Source organism: Marinobacter sp. AL4B (genome assembly GCF_019916045.1).
GTDB lineage: Bacteria > Pseudomonadota > Gammaproteobacteria > Pseudomonadales > Oleiphilaceae > Marinobacter.
The window spans coordinates 725,669-745,399 of record NZ_JAILWZ010000011.1 but is presented as its reverse complement, the minus strand read 5'-3'; the positions used below and the strand labels follow the sequence as shown (position 1 = coordinate 745,399).

The window sequence follows — 19,731 nt, the reverse complement described above, 5'->3', positions numbered from 1 at the left end:
ATGTTGTTAACACGAAAGCGGTGTACGCCGGTGGCCCATTCATGGCTTGTTGGATTGGTGGTTTCTTCATTTTTGATGTGCGCGGGGCCAGCTCAGGCACTGGAGCCGGAGCACGAAGTTCGGCGGCTTATGCTGGCCGCCGAAGAAGCTGTGAGCGCAGAGCATTGGAGTGAGGCGGGGGAATACCTAAACCGTCTCCAGACCATGAAAGCCGAAAAGCCCGCGGAATATCTGTATTACCGTGGCAGAGCTATGTTGCAAGCCAAACATTTTAACGAAGCGCGCTCAGCCCTAGAAGGGTACGTCAGTCGCGTCGGAGCGGAGGGTAAGCATTATCAGCAGTCGCTGACGTTGATTACGGATATTGAAAAGCAAAGTAAAGCCAACGCCCGTGCGTTGGTTGAAGGTAAAGTAAACGCCCGAGAGCCTGTGGCTGTGATTGAGCCTGCCGGTGGCGAAAACCTAGACACTTTGCGCAAGTTATATCTTGCCAAAACCGACCAGGAAGCACTGACCATTCACTTGAACGCTTTGCTGGATGCCAATGGTTGGCGTAAAGACAAGGCGGTCGTGCGCTTGGACCGGCCAGCGGATATTCAATATCGTGTGACTATTAATGGAAGTGAACTGACTATCCAGCACGTGAAGCGAGAGATTGACGGCACATTGGTGCGCAAAACCAGCCCGCTACCGGTCTATGGTGTGAATCCTCAGCCTCGTTGGGATTGCCAGGCCGTCGTCGGCGCTTGCTGGATATACGACCCTCGGGACGGTTCACGATTGTTCCAGCTTGCACCCAATCAAGCGAAAGTGAGCGAGATTTCCCAAACCTTAGGCCGGCTCATTCGAAACCTTCAACAAGGCAGTGCGGGTAATTGAGCCTTAGAGCGTAGCCAGATTGCCCCGTTCGCCATCACGCCAGGCACCCGGGGTAACACCGGTCCATTTCTTGAATGCGCGATGGAACGTAGACGGTTCTGTAAAGCCTACTCGCTCCGCAATATCATTGATCGGCAAGTCTTGGTGACTCAGGTAATAGATGGCCATATCCCGCCGCAGTAGATCTTTAATTTCCTGGAACGACGTATTTTCTTGCTTAAGCCGACGCCTTAGCGTTTGCGGACTGGTGTGCAGTTCTTGAGCAATCCAGTCAAAATCGGGCATGGGTTTTGAGAAGTCACGCCCAATTAAGCCGCGAATTCGACCTGTCCAAGTATTGCTTTCGTCGGGTCGGGATAATAAATCCGCCGGCGACGTTTTCAGGAATTGTCGCATCTCGGGTTTGTCCCGGATTACCGGTGCCGACAAAAACCGCGTGCTGAAGGTAAGGGCGGTGCAGTCGGATTCGAACGCTAGTGGGCAACGGAAAATGTGCCGCAATTCATCGCCATGTGCAGGTTTTGAATAATTGAACTCTGCTTTCTCCAGTTCCACGGGCTGTCCTATAAGCCAGCTCGCTAGGCGGTGCCAGATTACAGGCAGGCTTTCCTGAAAGAACTGATTCGGGTCATGTATCTCGCCTTCGATCTTTGAAATCAGACGAACACTGGTTTGATTGATTTCCAGCTCCATGCCAACCATCGGCTCAAACAGGCGGGAAAACTCGTACGTTTGTCGCAAAACTTCTTCCAATGTCTGGCAGTTAATCGCCAGCTCACACATGGTCGCAAAAGTGCCTGATCGCGCACGCCTCGGCCCCAGCCCCATAAACTCATCACCGGTGTTTGTCCAGATCACTTGCATTAATCGACTGAATTGGTCGCTGTTTACACGGGCCTTTTCAATGCGCAGTAGATCGGGTGAAATTCCGGCTTCCAGCAACAGTCCGCGAACATCAAAGCCCAAGCGCTCAGCGCCCGTAAGGGAGGCTTCAACAAAGTGTTTGGAAACCGTAAGAGCAGACATAAGCGAACCTTTTGTGAGATGCCATTCATCATAAGTGCCCAGAAAGACAATGCAACCGCCTGAATGATCAACGAGATGGAAGATTTCGCCAATGGCTTTGACCAAACGGGTAGTTGGCCAGAGCATTAAAAACCGGCAGCATGAGTTTATGAGCTAATAACGGAAAACAAAACAACAGGAGATTGCCGTGACAGCCCCGCTCAAAGAACTGAAAGTCCTCGATTTCAGCACGTTACTACCCGGGCCCTACGCCACCATGATGTTGGCCGATATGGGGGCCGACGTGCTTCGTGTTGAAGCGCCAGACAGAGTGGATCTGGTGAAAGTATTGCCACCCTTTGATGGCAAATTCAGCACGGCGTATTCCTATCTTGGCCGTGGCAAGCAAACCCTTCAGCTCAACCTCAAGCAAGAAGGCAGCGCAGACAGGGTTAAAGAGCTGGTTAAAGAGTACGACGTGGTGGTGGAACAATTCCGCCCCGGCGTGATGGACCGTCTGGGTATTGGTTACGAAACTCTCAAAGCCATTAACCCTAAGTTGATTTATTGCGCCATTACCGGTTATGGCCAAACTGGCCCTTACAAAGACCGCGCCGGCCACGACATTAACTACCTTGCCATCTCCGGTGTGGCCAGCCATTGCGGCCGAGCAGACAGTGGGCCACCGCCCATGGGCATTCAGATAGCTGACGTCGCCGGCGGCTCCCATCACGCAGTGATGGGTATCCTCGCTGCCGTTATACGGCGCCAGCAAACCGGTGAGGGTTCTTTCATCGATATCAGCATGACAGATGCTGCCTTCGCCATGAACGCCATGTCTGGCGCCGCAGCCATCGCGGGTGGCCAAACTCAGAAGCCGGAAACTGGCATGCTGAACGGTGGCACGTTCTATGATTATTACCAGACCAGCGATGGCCGTTGGTTGTCTGTGGGTAGCCTAGAGCCTCAGTTCTCGGCGCGTTTGTGCGATGCGCTGGAAATTCCTGAGATGCAGAGTTTTGCCCTAAGCCAGAACCCGGAACACCAGCAGGCACTCAAAAAAGCCATCAAGGAAAAGGTCGAAGTGAGAACCTTTGCGGAATGGCGCGAGATTTTTGCGGAGGTGGATGCTTGTGTGGAGCCGGTGCTAACGATTGAAGAGGCTGCGGAGCATCCGCAGATGAAAGCTAGAGGGATGGTTGTTGAGAGGGATCGGGGGGATGGTGTTGGTCAGAGGCAGATGGGGGTGCCGATTCGATTTGCTTAAACTTATTTCGCTTTAATAAACAAAAAACCGGCCTATATGGCCGGTTTTTTGTTATAGATTGCTCGTTGTTTTACGGTGCCACAGTACCAAGTAGGGTTAGTGTTTGTTGCACGAATGCAGCAAATCCTGCGTCCTGAGGGTCTACAGGGCCACTATGCGTGCCAGCTGGAATGGTTGTGACAGCTGTGCCGGTCAATGCGAGGGGCTGGGTGCCCGCTAGCGGAGCGTTAAAACTGTCGATCGTAATATTGCCACCGCTCTCTGTTTGGAAGGTACCTTTCAGTGGTGAGCCACCCCAGATAGGATCAGCCGAATTCGGAATGACCGCATCGTTGGGTGCTTCTACCAAAACCAGCGGCGTAGCTAAGTCAGCCAGGTTGTCTGCGAAATTGATCGGATCAGCGGTATCGATCGCTGCTTGGAAAATGTTGAAGTAGCTCTCAAGACCAGAGTCGCCTTGTGTCAGGCCAGCTGCTGCTTGCAATCCAGGTAGAATGCGAGGGGCAAAGGTTTGAGAGTTTTCCAAAGTGCGCACAACGCCGCCGCCCGGAGTTAGCAAGGCCGCACCGGCAATATTGTTGAACACTGATGTTACCGTGCCTGCAGGCGTTCCATCGCTGATCGTGGTTCCTAGTTGATCTGCGTTAACCGCAGCTATGAATGGTGCGCCGGTTATTGTGCCCAACGAATGACCGACAAACAGTACCGGAGTATTCGGCGCAATGGTGATGCTGTTCGACTGGTCAACCGTGAGCTTGAGGCCGGCGAGGCTGGCGCGCAGGTTCATCTGGTCAACAGCACTTTGACGCAAGTTGTCGCGAGTGCCTAAGAAGTTGGTCAGGTTGATGAATAAGCTTCCAGAGTCGCCCGCTGTTTCGGTCATGGGGCTTGGTACGCCGGGTTGTGCTGCGTAGAAGCCAAAATGGCGCTCGTCACCGTCTTGTGGCGCAATGCCTGGGATGATGCTGCCGCTGTTCTCAACGGTGTTCTCTGCTGAAGCGATGAACTGTATTGCCGCGTCAAGTGATGCGTTGCCAGTTGTTCCTCCGGTTAGCACATCGTTGATGATTGTCTGGGCTTCAGTCGAATTGCTAGCCGCACCAGACTGAATTACGAACCCTATATTCAGAGTGCCTGCGATCAGAGCGCTAACGCTTGCTTCATCATTGGTCAGAGGGACACCTGCCGCAATACCTCCATCGATCAATTGTGATGCCAGTGCTTTCTGGGCGGTGGGATCTATAGGCGCGATACCATGCAAAGGCTGGTCAATAGCAACCACTACATACCCGTTGGCGGCCATGGCACTGCCAATGGTCAGGGCTGTACTGCGGTCGGTAGTGATACCGTGCTGGAACAGCACAACGCCTTTAATGGTTGGGCTCGCAGGGTAAAGTACCAGTGCCGGAGCGTCTACATCTGTTTGCTTCTTAGGGAAGGGGAAGATGTGGTTCACAGCTGTCGAAACGGACGGGTCCGCTTGTGGGATAGAAAGTCCAGTACCTGTGAATGCAGTGTTCAGCGCTGCTGCCAGGCTGCTGTCTGCGACCCAGGATTTGGTGACCAGATCCGCGCCTGAAGTTCCGAGGTAGTAGGGAAGCTTTACGGTGCCTTGTGCCGCCAATACATCGTTCGGTGCCAAACCTGATGATTTGAGCGCTGTAAGGGTGCTGGAAGCTACCGCTGAAACTAAGCCGACGGGCGCTGGTGCACCCAAGGTAAAGTCGCTCGCACTTCTATTAAGTGGCGAAGGTGTCGGCAAGACTCCGGAAGCTGCGAAGTTTGAGGCGAGTGCAACCGCTGCACAGCCCACTGCTGCATCACCGCCGGCAGATACTGTGGCTTCGCACGGCGCACCTGTGCCGTACAGATTAGAAAGTACTTCAGTCGCTGTTTTTCCACTATCGCCAAGGGGGATGTTCGGGAATGCTGCGAATGCGCCGCCTACCGTTGCTTTCACGGTAGCGTAATCAGTTGCTCCGCCTGCAACTGCTTGCTGAGCTGCAGACACTTTAATGAATGATTCAAGTTGGTCCTCAAACCACGCAGCAGGCTCAGCAATGTATTGAAGTGCTTTTTCATCGTTGGAAGTCGTGAAACTGTAAGTCAACGCAATCTGGTCTTCGGTAATTGGGCTGCCGGCCGCTTTGGCATACGCGAGCGCTAAAGGCTCCCAAAGCTTGTTGACCAGACTCCTGACTGGAACAAGCGCGTTGCTAAGCAGTCCGGAATTTGGGTCCTCTGCTGTGCCAGCTGCAGTTATGTTGGCGTAAACGGGATCCTGGATAATAGAGTCGCCATTGATGTCTTTAACATCAGTCGTGATAAGAACGACATAACGCTTTTTGGGCTTGAGGGGCTCAAGCGGCAGGATGCGAATCGCCGACGTGCCGTCCAGTGTTTCCACATCAGCTCTTGCCAGAACAGGTGAACTGCCCACGGCAAGACCCAGAGTGGGGGGCTCGCTGATAGAGAGAGCTCGGAGAGGATCCTCGCTAGCGTAATCTAGCTCGATGAGGTGTACAGACTTGCCATATACGACGGTCTCTATATCTAGCTGTCCGTTGGTCTGAATAACGGCAGGAGCCACGGTGGAGGCGCCAGAAAGTTCATTAAGCGCAGTTGTAACAGGTGGTTTAGTATCTGCAACGCCAAAGGTCCCGTCACCTTGCTCGCTATCAAAAATCAAGTCATTAGGCAGAGGCAATTGACTGGTCGCCGGATTAAAAACCGGCCAAGTCTTCCCATCAATAGAAGAATCTTTGTAATTCGGGCTCGGGTTAGCGTTACTGTCGTCGCTGCCGCTATCAAAGCAGCCCGTTAACCCCAGAGTAGAAGCCACGGCAAGACTTAATAGAGTTTTCTTGAACATGGGTGGAACCTTTTCCTGTTGTTGTATCGTTATATCCGGCTTAGACGGAACCGGTCGGCCCCTGAATTCCGCTCTTTTGCCTGTTCTGCTTATTTGTCTGAAATCGTAGCCAGCACTTTAAGCCAATTTCTGTAGCATCGACTATAGCGACACCTTGGCAAGTGTTGATCAGCCAAAAGTGTGATTCTGCGCTGCGACCCCCTCCTCGCACAGATGGATTCGTCTCCTTGAAAAATAGAGCGCCTTTAAGGGTTTGTCGAGTCAAGGGGGGGCAGCAGTTGCGGTATTTAACAAATTGTTTCGAAAATTCCCGGAATGCTCCATAAATTCTGGCTAGCAGGGTTATAGCTTGTTTCGCCTTCCGTCGCATCGCTCGCTTGTCGAAATTTCTGGTAAACTCTCGCTTCCTTTATAAGCAGGGCCACTTTGGCGGTTCTGCGCACTTCCATAATCAGAAAGCTGATGAGGCGACTATGACCACCGTAATCCGCCAGGACGACCTGATCGAAAGCGTAGCCGATGCGCTGCAGTTTATTTCCTATTACCACCCGAAGGATTTCATTCAGGGCGTGTACGAGGCCTACAAGAGGGAAGAGTCTCAGGCGGCGAAAGACGCCATGGCCCAGATTCTGATCAACTCCCGCATGTGTGCCCAGGGCCATCGCCCGATTTGTCAGGACACCGGTATCGTGACCGTGTTCGTGAACATCGGTATGGATGTGAAGTTTGAGTGCGACAAAGCGCTGGACGACGTAATCAACGAGGGCGTTCGCCGTGCCTACACCCATCCGGACAACGTGCTGCGTGCGTCGGTACTGGCAGATCCGGACGGCAAGCGTCAGAACACCAAAGACAACACCCCCGCCATCATTCACTACAAGATGGTTCCGGGTAATACGGTTGAAGTACACGTGGCAGCCAAGGGCGGCGGTTCTGAAGCAAAATCCAAGTTTGCCATGCTGAACCCGTCCGACTCGGTTGTAGAGTGGGTGCTGAAAATGATTCCTCAGATGGGTGCCGGCTGGTGTCCGCCTGGAATGCTGGGTATTGGTATCGGCGGTACCGCGGAAAAGGCGATGGAACTGGCGAAAGAATCCTTGCTGGACCCAATCGATATTCACGATCTGCAAGAGCGCGGTGCCTCTAACCGTGCTGAAGAGCTGCGCCTTGAGTTGTTCGAGAAAGTGAACGATCTGGGTATTGGTGCTCAAGGTCTGGGTGGTTTGACCACGGTCTTGGACGTGAAGGTGAAAGATTACCCGACTCACGCTGCCAATAAGCCGGTTGCGATTATTCCGAACTGTGCGGCGACTCGTCACGCCCACTTCACGTTGGATGGCACTGGCCCATCTCTGCAAACCCCGCCGAGCCTGGACGATTGGCCGGAAATTACCTGGGAAGTGGGTGAGAACGTTCGCCGTGTGAACCTGGATACCGTCACTCCGGAAGATGTGAAGGACTGGCAGCCAGGTGAAACCGTTCTGCTGTCTGGCAAGATGCTGACGGGTCGTGATGCGGCTCACAAGAAGATGGTAGACATGATCGAGCGTGGTGAAGAGCTGCCGGTCGATCTGAAAGGCCGCTTCATCTATTACGTGGGACCGGTTGACCCGATTCGTGAAGAAGTCGTTGGTCCTGCGGGCCCGACCACCGCAACCCGGATGGATAAGTTCACCCGCACCATGCTGGATAAGACCGGCCTGACGGGCATGATTGGTAAGGCAGAGCGTGGTCAGATAGCGATTGATGCTATTAAAGAGTTTGGCGCGGTGTATTTGATGGCCGTTGGCGGTGCTGCTTACTTGGTGTCCAAGGCAATCAAAGGTGCAGAAGTGGTGGCCTTTGAAGAACTGGGTATGGAAGCCATCTACGAGTTTGAAGTAGAAGACATGCCGGTAACCGTGGCGGTCGACTCTCGTGGTAGCTCTGTGCACCAGACCGGCCCGGTGGAGTGGCAAGAAAAGATTATTGCAGCCAAGTCTGTGTGATCTGAGTCTTCTGTAAGATCAGTGGCAGCCCGGAACGAGCGTTCAGGGCTGCCACTGAAAGCGTTTCATCGATACCCTTCCTTTCAATACCTCCACCCCTTCCAGGCGCAACTGTTCGGTTTGCAGTTGGCGGGTTTCTATACCTTCAGGAAAAGCAATCTGGCCGTTACTCCGGAGAACCCGGTACCAGGGGATGCTGTGGCCGGTGGGCAATTTGCCCAATGCCCGGCCAACAAAGCGGGCTTGGCGACCAAGACCCGCCATGGCGGCAACCTGACCGTAGCTGGCCACTTTCCCCGGAGGGATTGCGACCACTACTTGCCAGATTTTTTGTTCTTTGGTGGGTTCGTTTTCAATTTCGTCCACGTAGAACTCCGCGATTGCGTCGACTAGAGGCGGAGTGCGCCGTCGACTTCGATCATGCGACCGGATACGTAATCGTTCTCAAAGATGAACGCGGCTGCTGAGGCGATTTCTTCCGGCTTGCCCATGCGCTTGAGCGGGATGCCCGCGGTCATTTTCTCCAGGGCTTCCGGCTTCATAGAGGCGGTCATTTCGGTTTCGATGAAACCCGGAGCGATGCCCATGCAGCGAATGCCGTAACGGGCCAGTTCTTTCGCCCAAACCGGTACCAGTGCCGATACGCCAGCTTTGGCTGCCGAGTAGTTGCTTTGGCCCATGTTACCGGCACGAGAGATAGACGCGATGTTGATGATCGCGCCTTTATCGCCATTTTCGATCATGCGGGTAGCGGCTTCACGGCCACATAGGAATACACCGGTGAGGTTAACGTCGATGACTGACTGCCACTGGCTTAGCTCCATGCGCTTCTCAAGCTTGCCGTCTTTAGCTTTCACCATCAGACCATCTCGCAGGATGCCGGCGTTGTTAATCAGACCGTTGAGCTGGCCGAAGTCTGCGACAATGGCTTTGAAGGTGTTTTCTACGTCTTCTTCTTTGGCGACGTTGCAAACGTAGGCGCTGGCTTCGACACCGGCCTCTTTGCAGGCTTCAACCGCTTCGGCCAGTTTGTCTTCCATCAGATCGATCAGAGCGAGTTTGGCGCCTTTAGCTGCCAGATACTCGGCCATAGCGCGGCCGAGACCTTGGCCGCCACCAGTAATTGCAATTACGGAGTCTTGAAGTTTCATAGTTTGCCCTTAGTTAGGATCTCAATGGTGGTAAGAATTAACTGTGTGCCCGTGGCTTTGAGTCATTATTGTATGGCGCGGAGTATACCAGACGTTGCCGAACACACATTCACGAGCTCGAGGCCGATATGCCGGTTTTCCTTTTTCTGTTTATTGTCATGCCCGTTGCCGAACTGGTGGTGCTCATCAAGGTGGGGGGCGTGATCGGGGCGCTCAACACCATTGCGTTGGTGTTTCTAACGGCGATTGTGGGGGCTTGGTTGTTGAGAAAACAAGGGCTTGCGACGCTTCTGCGTGCCAATCAGCGCCTCAATAGCGGTGAGTTGCCCGCCAAAGAAGTTGCCGAAGGGCTGATTCTGGCCGTGGGTGGCGCGATGTTGCTGGCGCCCGGTTTTATCACCGATGCGTTTGGTTTTTTCTGTCTGCTGCCGGGTACGCGGCACTGGCTGGCCGCGCAGGCGATGAAGCGCATGGTGGTAGCGGGGCAAAGCCGAAGTTTTCACTTCCAGTCAGGTGCTGGATTTGGCGCGGGGCCGTTTGGACCGCAGCGGCCGTTTGATCGTGATGCTGACGGCGACATCATTGAAGGCGAGTATAAAGATCAGACGGAATTCGACCGGGATAAGTTAGAAAAAAAGTAAAAAATTTTCATCGGGGGTGTTGAAAACGTGCCAGCCAGCCCCATTTAGTTTTCACAGATTCGCCGCGGGTCGAAAAGCTCTGTCTATCAGATGTTTGGAGACCGGGCAGTTTGTCAGGCCTGAGCTTTCCGGCCAGACATTTTTAACAAGCAATTGTCATTGCCACATTAATCTGACTATTGGAGCAACCGAGCAATGAAGATTCGTCCGTTACACGACCGTGTTGTCGTACGCCGAAAGGAAGAAGAAGAGAAAACTGCAGGTGGCATCGTGCTGCCGGGTAACGCTAAAGAGAAGCCGTCTCAGGGCGAAGTTATCGCCGTGGGCAACGGCCGCATTCTCGAGAATGGCGAAACTCGTTCACTGGCAGTCAAAGTGGGTGACACCGTTGTTTTCGGCCAGTATGCCGGCAATACCGTGAAGGTAGACGGTGAAGAGCTGCTCATCATGAGCGAGAACGATATCTACGGCGTGCTTGAATGATCGCCTGAGCGATTCGCGCGAACGAACATTTATCCGATCGATCAAATTTCGGTTTAACGAACAGGAATTAGAGACATGGCAGCAAAAGAAGTTCAGTTTGGTGATAGCGCCCGCAAGCGCATGGTAAAAGGTGTAAACGTTCTGGCTGACGCCGTGAAGGTTACCTTGGGCCCCAAAGGCCGTAACGTTGTTCTGGAAAAGTCTTTCGGTGCGCCGACCGTAACTAAAGACGGTGTATCTGTCGCTAAAGAGATCGAACTGAAAGACAAGTTCGAAAACATGGGCGCGCAGATGGTTAAGGAAGTGGCTTCCCAGGCTAACGAAACTGCCGGTGACGGCACCACCACTGCAACCGTTCTGGCTCAGTCTATTGTTAGCGAAGGCATCAAGGCCGTAACCGCTGGCATGAACCCGATGGACCTGAAGCGCGGTATCGACAAAGCGACTGCTGAAGCCGTTAAAGCGATTCGTGAAATGGCCACTCCGTGCGACGACAGCCGCAACATCGCTCAGGTAGGGACTATCTCCGCCAACGGCGACGAGACCATTGGTAAGATCATCGCCGACGCTATGGAGCGTGTTGGTAAAGAAGGCGTGATCACCGTTGAAGAAGGTCGTGGCCTGGAAGACGAGCTGGACGTGGTTGAAGGTATGCAGTTCGACCGTGGATACCTGAGCCCGTACTTCATCAACAACCAAGACAACATGTCTGCAGAGCTGGACGACCCGTTCATTCTGCTGGTAGACAAGAAAATCTCCAACATCCGTGAGTTGTTGCCAGTATTGGAAGCCGTTGCTAAAGCCGGTAAGCCGCTGCAGATCATCGCTGAAGACATCGAAGGCGAAGCGTTGGCTACTCTGGTTGTGAACAACATGCGCGGTATCGTCAAAGTGAACGCAGTTAAAGCGCCGGGCTTTGGTGATCGTCGTAAGGAAATGCTGCAGGACATCGCCATTCTGACTGGTGGTACTGTGATTTCCGAAGAGGTTGGTCTGACTCTGGAAAACACTACTTTGGACGACCTCGGCACTGCTAAGCGTGTCAACGTCACCAAGGAAAACACCACGATTATCGATGGTGCTGGTGCTCAGGCTGACATCGAAGCCCGTGTTGAGCAGATCCGTAAGCAGATCGAAGACAGCTCTTCCGATTACGACAAAGAGAAGCTGCAAGAGCGCGTAGCCAAGCTGGCTGGCGGAGTTGCGGTTATCAAGATCGGTGCTGGTTCCGAAGTTGAAATGAAAGAGAAGAAGGCCCGTGTTGAAGACGCGCTGCACTCTACTCGCGCTGCCGTTGAAGAAGGCATCGTTGCCGGTGGTGGTGTTACCCTGATCCGTGCTATCGCAGCTCTGGACAAGGTTGACGCGATCAACGAAGAGCAGAAAGCCGGTGTGAACATTCTGCGTCGCGCTATGGAAGCGCCTCTGCGTCAGATCGTATTCAACGCAGGCGGTGAATCTTCAGTAGTGGTTGCGAAGGTTCGCGAAGGCGATAAGGCTTTCGGTTACAACGCTGCAACTGAAGAATACGGCGATATGCTGGAGATGGGTATTCTTGACCCAGCCAAAGTAACGCGTTCCGCACTGCAGGCCGCTGCTTCTGTAGCGTCTTTGATCATCACCACTGAGGCGATGGTTGCTGACGAGCCGGCAGAAGAAGGCGCTGGTGCTGCTATGCCAGACATGGGCGGCATGGGTGGAATGGGCGGTATGGGTGGCATGATGTAAATCATCATGTAGATGGTTAGCCCGCGTTCATCGCGTCTAAAAACCCCGAAAGTCCCTGGCTTTCGGGGTTTTTTATTGGCTTCGTGGTTAGGCTTTCTTCATTTTTTGGGTAGACGTCAGGTTTTAGGATGAATTAACCGGTTCATCATTCTATGTTACACTAGGTAGTGTATAGATTAGTTGCCTCTGATGGACTGGTGTTTGTCGTAGTGCTGACATGGCTGTCCCCAAAAGCAACTCGGATTGCTAACTATTGGAGTTCTCATCAATGAAAAATTTTCGAAATAAAGTGGCTGCGGTTACTGGAGCGGCTTCTGGTATTGGTCGTGCCCTTGCTATTGCCTTGGCGAAGGAAGGTTGCCATCTTGCGGTGAGTGATGTGGACAAGGTCGGATTAAAGAAAACGGTATCTGAGTTGCAAAAGTACGATGTCAAAGTGTGTCATGACATCTTGGATGTATCTGATAACGCGGCGGTGAATCAGTGGGCCGACAAGGTTGTCGATCATCACGGAAAGGTAAACCTGGTTTTTAATAATGCCGGTGTCGCGTTGGGCGGTACGGTGGAGGAAACCCCATTGGAAGACTACGAGTGGATTATAAATATTAATCTGTGGGGGGTGATATACGGCACTAAAGCATTCTTGCCGTATATAAAGTCCTCGGGTGAAGAGGGGCATGTGGTGAATATTTCGAGTGTGTTTGGTTTGTTCTCTCAGCCGACTCAGAGTGCCTATAATGCCTCGAAGTTTGCCGTCAGAGGATTTACCGAATCGCTCAGGCAAGAACTGGATCTGGAGAGGGGCGGGGTTTCTGCCAGCTGCGTTCATCCTGGTGGCATTAAGACCAATATTGCCAAGAATGCTCGACTGAATAAGAGTATTGAAAGTGTTTCCAAGCAAGCAAATGCCGAGGAAATGCGCGATCAATTTGAAAGCCTTTTCAGAACGACTCCTGAGACCGCCGCGTCGGTAATTTTGAAAGGTGTAAAGAAAAATCAGCGCAGGATATTGATTGGTCCAGATGCGAAGGTGTTGGACTATATGACGAGAGCTTTGCCAGCGTCGTATCAATCTTTGGTGCAAAAATCGCTGGCTTTAACTGCGAAATAAACACATTGAAAAAGGGTGCGGAATGTAGAGGCTACAGACCGCGCCCTAGCAAGCAGTGATTAAGCAGCTACGGCTTCTTGATCAGCAAGGAACTTATCTATTTGCTCCAGGTATTCCCGGTTGTCGTGATCCCACGGGTGGAAATCTGGTCTGAAGTAATCCAGATAGTTACCGATTTGTCTGCGTAGTAATCCAATGTCACCCATAGTGTACCTAAAAAATTTGTTCCAGCCGTCCCAATTGGTGATCTGACCTTCAGTACGTAATGCCCCAACAAAGGCAGGAATCGTTAAGCCCCAAAAAATCACGGTTGCAGCAACGAAGCCGGCGCTTCGGCCTAGATAGGCGCCGGTACCTCTTCCCATAACGACATCCCAAACGTCATAAGCAACGGCTTTGTGCTCGGTTTCTTCCATGGCATGCCAGCGCCATAAGGCTGCGTATTGCGGATCAGCACCTTCGGTAACGAGGGGGTCAGAAAGCACTCCGTCAGCCAATAGAGCCGTAAAGTGTTCCAGGGCAATCGTGGCCGAAAGGTTAAAAGGTTTGGGTGCACGTTTTGTCAGTGATTTAAGTAGCTTGGTAACCCCCTTTTCGAATGTTCTTGCAGCCGGCGTTTTGGCTAAAAACGGGGAGTTATAGTCCTCATGTTCACGTCCATGCATGGCCTCTTGACCAATGAAGGCTGTGACGGCCTTTTTTAGCTCAGGGTCTTCGATTTTATCTCGATAGACTCTAACGCTATCGATAAAAAAGCGTTCGCCGACCGGGAGAATGGTCGAAAAGGTGTTAAGAAACGTTGTGAAAATGGGGCCGCCAGAATGGTGCCACTCACTAATAATCTTAGGATCGAGCTTGAACTTAATGTCGCGTCTGGTTGGCATTAGCATGGGCGTTTTTTTGTTCGGCTGACTCATATTAGCCTCCACCTGGAGTTGATTTTTCACGTGCGCCAATTTGTTACCTAGACAATGTTACATTGGTCGGTGTAGCATTGTCTAGCGTTTAACTATTCTGCTGGCTGAGTCCTTGGCAAGTGGAGGGCGGTCTTATAATGGGGCCAGTGAATTCGGAGGGGTTATGAATAAGCATGTTGATGTTTTGATCATAGGGGCAGGTTTGTCCGGGATAGGTGCAGCTGCTCACTTGAGAAGGAATTGTCCTAAAAAGACATTTGCAGTCTTAGAAAGTCGATCTTCGATGGGTGGAACTTGGGATTTATTTCGCTACCCGGGCATAAGGTCAGATTCTGACATGTTTACGCTAGGGTATAGCTTCAAGCCGTGGACAAGTGAGAAGAGTATTGCTGATGGCGCATCGATCTTGAATTACATAAAAGAGACGTCTCAGGAATATAACATCACTCAACACATTACTTATGGGGTGAAAGTCACCCGTGTAGAGTGGAGCAGTGAAAAAGCTCAGTGGAAAGTCATCGCCACTCGAGAAGGTAGCGAAGAAGAGCAGATTTTTACCTGCGGCTTTTTGATGGGCTGTACTGGCTACTATAATTATGAAGCGGGTTATACGCCTGATTTTCCTGGGCTTGAAAAGTTTAAGGGGGATGTTGTTCATCCCCAGAAATGGACAGACGATATTCAGTACAAAGATAAGAAAGTTGTGATTATTGGGAGTGGTGCCACCGCTGTCACGCTGTTACCCGCTATGTGTGATCAAGCGGAGCACGTGACTATGTTGCAACGTTCTCCAAGCTATGTGGCTGCTGTCCCAGAGAAAGATCATATTTCGATTGGTTTGCGTAAATTCTTGCCAGAAAAGCTGGTTTATAAAATGGCTCGGGCAAGAAATGTAGGTCTCCAGTTGGGCGTGTACCGGCTCTCTAGGCAACGGCCTAAAGCGATTAGGCGACTTTTGCTTATGGCAGCCAAACGGCAGTTGGGGAGCGATTTCGATATGAAGCATTTTGCACCCAACTATAACCCTTGGGATGAAAGGTTGTGTGCAGTGCCCAATGGTGATTTGTTCAAAGTGTTGAAGGAAAAGAAAGCTTCAGTGGTTACGGATCATATTGAAAGCTTTACTGAACAAGGTATCAGGTTGAAATCAGGCAAAGAGCTCCAAGCTGACGTTGTTGTTACAGCGACAGGGCTGGATATGAAGATATTTGGTGGAGTGACGCCTGTAGTTGATGGTGAGGAGGTTAATGTCGGTGAGTGTTTAACCTATAAGGGCTCTATGGTCAGCGGTGTGCCGAATTTTTCGATGACCTTTGGTTACACCAACTCGTCCTGGACCCTGAAAGCGGATCTGATTGCAGAGTTCTGCTGTCGGTTAATCAATTACATGGATAAGCAGGGTATCCCTTACTGTGTACCCGAAGCGCAGGGAAATGATTTTTCCGATGAGCCTTTCCTCGACCTGCAATCGGGTTATGTGGCGCGCGCCAGGCATCTATTGCCGAGGCAAGGTAAAAGTGGCCCATGGAAAGTGATACAGAGTTATTTGCACGACACCTCAATGATTCGTTTTTCTAAGGTCAATGAATCGGGTTTAAGATTTGCAGAATCAAGATCCAAGAAGATTTCCTCCTCACTTATTCCGTCGACCTTTAAATTTTCCTGAATGGCGGGCTCTGGCCTGATCTACACAGAAAAACCCCGTGCTGGATCACATCCACGCGGGGTTTTTTGTTGCTTTAATCATGCGCTTGGCAATTGTGTTTGTTAGACTCGGCAACCGGCTTACAAATGTGCGCGATGTAATGAGTGAAGATTCCCCAAAACCTTTTTTTCGCCCCGGCAAGTTCTTTTTGCTGTTGTTGCTTGGGGTGCTTGTCTTTGCGGTGACGCTCGTCGTTAGGATGCCTATTGGCTGGGCTTGGCATCAGGTGTCAGGGCAGATAGACCTTCCACCCCAAGTGCAAGTCCGTCAAGTGTCTGGTCGTTTGTGGGATGGCGCTGCGAAAGTGCACTTGTCGGGGTTCCCAGCGCGGCTGCAGTGGCATCTGAACTGGCCCTCGTTTACGGACTTGACCCTTCCGCTCGAATTCACAGTTTCGTCTTCGCAATCTCGGTTGCAAGGCTTAGCCCGTGCCAGTTGGACAGGTAACCTTGACGTCATGGCTGAGGGTATTGTTACCGTTGCGGAGTTTAAAGACCTGATCCGCCAAAGCGGTGGGGCCATGATAGAGGGCAAGGTAGCCATCGATCACCTGAACCTGCGCTGGGCTAATGAGCGGTTGCAACATGCCGAAGGCATAGGGCGCTGGGGTGGTGGTCTGGTTGTCTGGCCAATGGGAAATCAAACCGGGCAGGCTCAGTTCCCGCCGATGCAAGCCAGCTTGGATACGGTAGATGGCGGTGTCGCTTTCGATATTTCGGAGCAGGGTGGTGACGGGCCCGCGGCAGATGCCAGGATTCTCTGGAACGGCATGATGGAAATTCGCGTGTACAAACGGATGGTGGATTTGGCGCAACAGCCTTGGTCTGAAAACAGCAGCCCAAGCGATGTGGTTTTTCGGGTTAAGCAACCTCTCCTGCCAGGAGGTTTGTAGGGTGTCTGCATTGTCCGTTAAATCGCAAGAACGGGTGTCTCGAACATTAGCAAATCTATTGCTTCTCGCTTTGGTTATGTATTTGGGCGTGGAGCTTGCTCGGGTTGCCTGGTTGTATGCCTGGCCGGAGCAGCCTGTACCCGAATTGTACGGGCAAGTCGCCGGGGCGCAGAGTGCGTTACAGAGCGGTGGTTTGGCACCGATAGCCGGGTACGAATTGTTTGGTCGGTCTGAGTCTCAGGCCGGTGTAGCGGATGTTATTAGAGAATCTGCGCCCGAAACCGGGCTGCGGTTGCGCTTGGAAGGCGTGCTGATAGGGCAGCGTCCAGAAGACTCCGGTGCTATAGTTGCCGGAAGCAATGGCGAAACGGAATACTACCGAGTAGGCGATAGGCTACCGGGTAACGCGGAGCTCGCCGAAGTTGAGTCCGCGCGGATTTTAATAAGACGGGGTGGGCGATACGAATCGTTGGCGTTTGAAGAAGTGCTCGGTGTTGAAGGGATTGTGGCGGAAACGCCAAAGGACGAATCCCGCCCTGCGGGGTCTCCAGACGAGATTCTGGCCAGTGCCAGGGCTCAACTTGATACACAGGGGGCAGCGGCTCTCCGGGCTTATGGGTTGAGCCCGGCCAGCGACAATGGCCAAACCGGATACGTTTACGATGGCTCGAACGCCATGTTGAACGCCGTTAACCTAAAGCCCGGTGATGTGATCACTGCATTGAATGGCCAGCGATTGGGCGATTTTGAACAGGATAAAGCGTTGTTTGACGAATGGCGCAGCCAGCCACGGCTGGATATAGAAATAGAACGTAATGGAAGTCTACTTACGGTCAGCTATGCCATTCCCGAGCAATGGCGCAACTGATCGGGTAATTCAATACAGGACGATACCGCCAGATGTATAACCATAAAACAAACATCCTCAGGGTTCTCTTATTTGTTCTTCTACTGCCGTTAATGGCCGTGGCACAGGCGCAGGAAGAAACGTGGAGACTGAATCTCAAGGAAGCAGATATAAGGGCCTTCGTAACGCAAGTTGCGGACATCACAGGCTACAGTTTTGTGGTGGACCCGCGGGTGAAGGGTAAAGTCACGGTGCTTTCGAGCGCACCGATGAACAAAGACGAAATTTACGATCTCTTTCTGGCGGTTCTGAACGTGCACGGCTTTACCGCCATTCCCGGTGAAGAGGTCGTGAAAGTGGTGCAGCAGGTGGATGCCAAACAATCTGCTGAAGTACTGGATCGGTTCAACACAACGCCCTCGGAACAACTGATTACCCGGGTTATCCAGATTGATAACGCCAATGCGCTGGAATTGGTGCCAATACTTCGCCCCTTGGTTGCTAAATACGGGCATTTGGCCGGCGTGGCGGCGGCCAATGCTTTGATCGTGAGTGATCACTCTTCCAACATTCAGCGCATTGAACAGATCGTTCGTGAGCTTGATAGCCCTTCCCGTTCTGAAGTAGAAGTCATCCAGTTGCGTGAAGCTTGGGTCGGCGACATGGTGAAGTTGCTACAGGAATTAGCACCGAGTGAATTGGGCCGTGCAGGCAATGATAATTCCGCCAAAAAATACAACGTCACTGCTGATGAACGCAGTAATCGTTTGATTCTGCGCGGTGACGAAGTCTTCCGTGAAAAGATGCGAGTGCTGATTCGCAAACTGGACCAACCCTCCGCAAGTGGTGGTACTACTAAGGTCATTCGCCTCCGTCACGCCGATGCGAAAACCCTGACTGAAATACTGAAGGGAGTCATGGGCGAAGCGATTAAAGAAAGTGGTGGCTCTGGCGGTACGGGGAGCAATGCAGGAAACCCGAACAACAACTTCGCTGTTTTCGCAGATGAGGGGTTGAACGCCTTGGTGGTTCGTGGTGATCCTTCTTTGATGCAAGAGGCGGAACAGATCGTTTCCCAATTGGATGTTCGCCGTGCTCAGGTGATGATCGAAGCGGCGATTGTTGAGATCAGCGATGAGCTAGGCGAAGAACTGGGTGTGCAGTTGGCAGCCGGCGATGAGTCTGCATCCTCCTTGCCAGTATTGGGTACCAACCTGACCAGCAGTTCTGACATGGTTGGCCTGAACTCGGTGATCGGTGCGTTAGTCGGCGACGTGGTCCCCCAACTGGCCGGCGGTATCACTCTGGGCGCGGGTAATCGTGACGAAAATGGAATTACCTGGGGTGTGCTGATTCAGGCACTGTCCTCAGCCTCCGCCGCAAACCTGTTGTCCACGCCGAGCATCATTACTCTGGATAACCAAGAATCGGAAATCATTGTTGGCCAGAACGTGCCGTTCCGAACGGGCCAATCGACCGTCACGGGTGATGGCACAACCAACCCGTTTACCACCATCGAGCGTCGTGATATCGGTTTGTCGCTGAAGGTGACCCCGACTATCAGCGCAGATGGCCTAGTGCGCTTGGTGGTGGAGCAGACCACTGAGGATATCTCAACCAAAGCTGTAGCCGGCGCTTCGGATTTGATTACCAACAAACGAGAGATTAAAACCACGGTTCTTGCAGACGATGGTGAAACCGTTGTACTGGGTGGTTTGATCAAAGACGATTATCAAATTAACACGAGCAAGGTGCCGCTATTGGGCGACATTCCGTATCTGGGTCGTCTATTCTCGTCTGAGAGCGAAAGCCGTGTGAAGCGCAATTTGCTGGTGTTTCTGCGCCCGACCATCATGCTTGGAAAGCAAGATGCAGCAGCAACGACTCTTCAGAAGTTCAACCGGTTGTGGGACGTGAATCTGGAAGTTCGCAAAAAACTGGGCCTCCCGGAACCTGAGGCTGAGCCGAGTGTAGAGATGCTGTTTGATGGGCGCCGTTATTAAACGCTGATCGGACATGAAAGGGGCCAGTTCCCGGCACACTTAAAGGCTTGCGAGCCGTGCCGTGATCTGGCCTTTTTTTGTGCTCGGAATTGGCTTCAAGATGGTGAGAGCTTCTACCGAAGGCCTACTGATGGCGTCATTTTAGGTTGGCCATTTCGGTCGCAAAAGGGGTTAAACAAAAAAAATAATTGCAACAATCATCAAAAAAAGGCGACAGGTATCAAAATTTCAGGCAATAATAA

Annotated in this window: 16 protein-coding genes; 11 read left to right on the top strand and 5 right to left on the bottom strand. The window is 52.2% G+C overall.

The features are described 5' to 3' along the window. Complete coding sequence (locus tag K5L82_RS07620; RefSeq protein WP_223133713.1) at positions 1-879, top strand: hypothetical protein; 879 nt, start codon at positions 1-3, stop codon at positions 877-879. A gap of 3 nt (positions 880-882) precedes the next feature. On the opposite strand, the gene K5L82_RS07615 is transcribed toward K5L82_RS07620, so the two are convergent. Continuing rightward, positions 883-1,905 carry an AraC family transcriptional regulator gene (locus tag K5L82_RS07615; protein ID WP_223134020.1) on the bottom strand — a complete coding sequence of 341 codons (1,023 nt, stop codon included), beginning with the start codon at positions 1,903-1,905 and terminating at the stop codon, positions 883-885. A gap of 187 nt (positions 1,906-2,092) precedes the next feature. Here K5L82_RS07615 and K5L82_RS07610 point away from each other — a divergent pair, with 187 nt between their 5' ends. Further along, positions 2,093-3,151: a CaiB/BaiF CoA transferase family protein gene (locus K5L82_RS07610; RefSeq protein ID WP_223133712.1), complete on the top strand. Its 1,059-nt coding sequence runs from the start codon at positions 2,093-2,095 to the stop codon at positions 3,149-3,151. A 70-nt stretch (positions 3,152-3,221) separates the two neighbouring features. Here the strand turns inward: K5L82_RS07610 and K5L82_RS07605 are convergent, their stop codons facing one another. Beyond that, positions 3,222-6,023: a hypothetical protein gene (locus K5L82_RS07605; RefSeq protein WP_223133711.1), complete on the bottom strand. Its 2,802-nt coding sequence runs from the start codon at positions 6,021-6,023 to the stop codon at positions 3,222-3,224. A 473-nt stretch (positions 6,024-6,496) separates the two neighbouring features. Between K5L82_RS07605 and K5L82_RS07600 the strand changes: the two genes are divergently transcribed. Then, a complete protein-coding gene (locus tag K5L82_RS07600) occupies positions 6,497-8,011 on the top strand; it encodes a fumarate hydratase (protein ID WP_223133710.1) in 1,515 nt (504 codons plus the stop codon). 42 nt (positions 8,012-8,053) lie between these two features. Here the strand turns inward: K5L82_RS07600 and K5L82_RS07595 are convergent, their stop codons facing one another. Both K5L82_RS07595 and K5L82_RS07590 read right to left on the bottom strand, forming a co-directional pair. Further along, a complete protein-coding gene (locus K5L82_RS07595) occupies positions 8,054-8,377 on the bottom strand; it encodes an MGMT family protein (RefSeq protein ID WP_223133709.1) in 324 nt (107 codons plus the stop codon). 23 nt (positions 8,378-8,400) lie between these two features. After that, positions 8,401-9,162 (bottom strand): SDR family oxidoreductase, encoded by a 762-nt coding sequence (locus K5L82_RS07590; protein ID WP_223133708.1) that lies wholly within the window; start codon positions 9,160-9,162, stop codon positions 8,401-8,403. 128 nt (positions 9,163-9,290) lie between these two features. Between K5L82_RS07590 and K5L82_RS07585 the strand changes: the two genes are divergently transcribed. From K5L82_RS07585 to K5L82_RS07570, 4 genes are all read left to right on the top strand, one after another. Next, positions 9,291-9,803: an FxsA family protein gene (locus K5L82_RS07585; RefSeq protein WP_133006036.1), complete on the top strand. Its 513-nt coding sequence runs from the start codon at positions 9,291-9,293 to the stop codon at positions 9,801-9,803. Positions 9,804-9,998: 195 nt separating this feature from the next. Further along, on the top strand, positions 9,999-10,286 hold the full coding sequence (groES, locus tag K5L82_RS07580; protein ID WP_114333243.1) for a co-chaperone GroES: 288 nt from the start codon (positions 9,999-10,001) through the stop codon (positions 10,284-10,286). A gap of 75 nt (positions 10,287-10,361) precedes the next feature. After that, positions 10,362-12,014, top strand: a complete 1,653-nt coding sequence (groL, locus tag K5L82_RS07575) for a chaperonin GroEL (protein WP_223133707.1) — start codon at positions 10,362-10,364, stop codon at positions 12,012-12,014. Between the two features lie 268 nt (positions 12,015-12,282). Next, a complete protein-coding gene (locus K5L82_RS07570) occupies positions 12,283-13,125 on the top strand; it encodes an SDR family NAD(P)-dependent oxidoreductase (RefSeq protein ID WP_223133706.1) in 843 nt (280 codons plus the stop codon). 59 nt (positions 13,126-13,184) lie between these two features. Here the strand turns inward: K5L82_RS07570 and K5L82_RS07565 are convergent, their stop codons facing one another. Then, a complete protein-coding gene (locus tag K5L82_RS07565) occupies positions 13,185-14,042 on the bottom strand; it encodes a metal-dependent hydrolase (RefSeq protein WP_223133705.1) in 858 nt (285 codons plus the stop codon). Between the two features lie 163 nt (positions 14,043-14,205). Between K5L82_RS07565 and K5L82_RS07560 the strand changes: the two genes are divergently transcribed. From K5L82_RS07560 to gspD, 4 genes are all read left to right on the top strand, one after another. Beyond that, positions 14,206-15,708 carry a flavin-containing monooxygenase gene (locus K5L82_RS07560; RefSeq protein ID WP_223133704.1) on the top strand — a complete coding sequence of 501 codons (1,503 nt, stop codon included), beginning with the start codon at positions 14,206-14,208 and terminating at the stop codon, positions 15,706-15,708. A gap of 139 nt (positions 15,709-15,847) precedes the next feature. Further along, positions 15,848-16,639 carry a type II secretion system protein N gene (gene gspN / locus K5L82_RS07555; protein WP_223133703.1) on the top strand — a complete coding sequence of 264 codons (792 nt, stop codon included), beginning with the start codon at positions 15,848-15,850 and terminating at the stop codon, positions 16,637-16,639. Between the two features lies 1 nt (position 16,640). Continuing rightward, positions 16,641-17,507, top strand: a complete 867-nt coding sequence (locus tag K5L82_RS07550; protein ID WP_223133702.1) for a type II secretion system protein N — start codon at positions 16,641-16,643, stop codon at positions 17,505-17,507. Between the two features lie 32 nt (positions 17,508-17,539). After that, positions 17,540-19,489 (top strand): type II secretion system secretin GspD, encoded by a 1,950-nt coding sequence (gene gspD, locus K5L82_RS07545; protein ID WP_223133701.1) that lies wholly within the window; start codon positions 17,540-17,542, stop codon positions 19,487-19,489. Positions 19,490-19,731 lie beyond the last annotated feature (242 nt).

Bases quoted from the DNA above. Each gene is read 5' to 3' on its own strand.
- K5L82_RS07620 (WP_223133713.1), top strand. From the start codon at position 1: ATGTTGTTAACACGAAAGCGGTGTACGCCGGTGGCCCATTCATGGCTT.
- K5L82_RS07615 (WP_223134020.1), bottom strand. From the start codon at position 1,905: ATGTCTGCTCTTACGGTTTCCAAACACTTTGTTGAAGCCTCCCTTACG.
- K5L82_RS07605 (WP_223133711.1), bottom strand. From the start codon at position 6,023: ATGTTCAAGAAAACTCTATTAAGTCTTGCCGTGGCTTCTACTCTGGGG.
- K5L82_RS07600 (WP_223133710.1), top strand. From the start codon at position 6,497: ATGACCACCGTAATCCGCCAGGACGACCTGATCGAAAGCGTAGCCGAT.
- K5L82_RS07590 (WP_223133708.1), bottom strand. From the start codon at position 9,162: ATGAAACTTCAAGACTCCGTAATTGCAATTACTGGTGGCGGCCAAGGT.
- K5L82_RS07585 (WP_133006036.1), top strand. From the start codon at position 9,291: ATGCCGGTTTTCCTTTTTCTGTTTATTGTCATGCCCGTTGCCGAACTG.
- groES (WP_114333243.1), top strand. From the start codon at position 9,999: ATGAAGATTCGTCCGTTACACGACCGTGTTGTCGTACGCCGAAAGGAA.
- groL (WP_223133707.1), top strand. From the start codon at position 10,362: ATGGCAGCAAAAGAAGTTCAGTTTGGTGATAGCGCCCGCAAGCGCATG.
- K5L82_RS07570 (WP_223133706.1), top strand. From the start codon at position 12,283: ATGAAAAATTTTCGAAATAAAGTGGCTGCGGTTACTGGAGCGGCTTCT.
- K5L82_RS07565 (WP_223133705.1), bottom strand. From the start codon at position 14,042: ATGAGTCAGCCGAACAAAAAAACGCCCATGCTAATGCCAACCAGACGC.
- K5L82_RS07560 (WP_223133704.1), top strand. From the start codon at position 14,206: ATGAATAAGCATGTTGATGTTTTGATCATAGGGGCAGGTTTGTCCGGG.
- gspN (WP_223133703.1), top strand. From the start codon at position 15,848: ATGAGTGAAGATTCCCCAAAACCTTTTTTTCGCCCCGGCAAGTTCTTT.
- gspD (WP_223133701.1), top strand. From the start codon at position 17,540: ATGTATAACCATAAAACAAACATCCTCAGGGTTCTCTTATTTGTTCTT.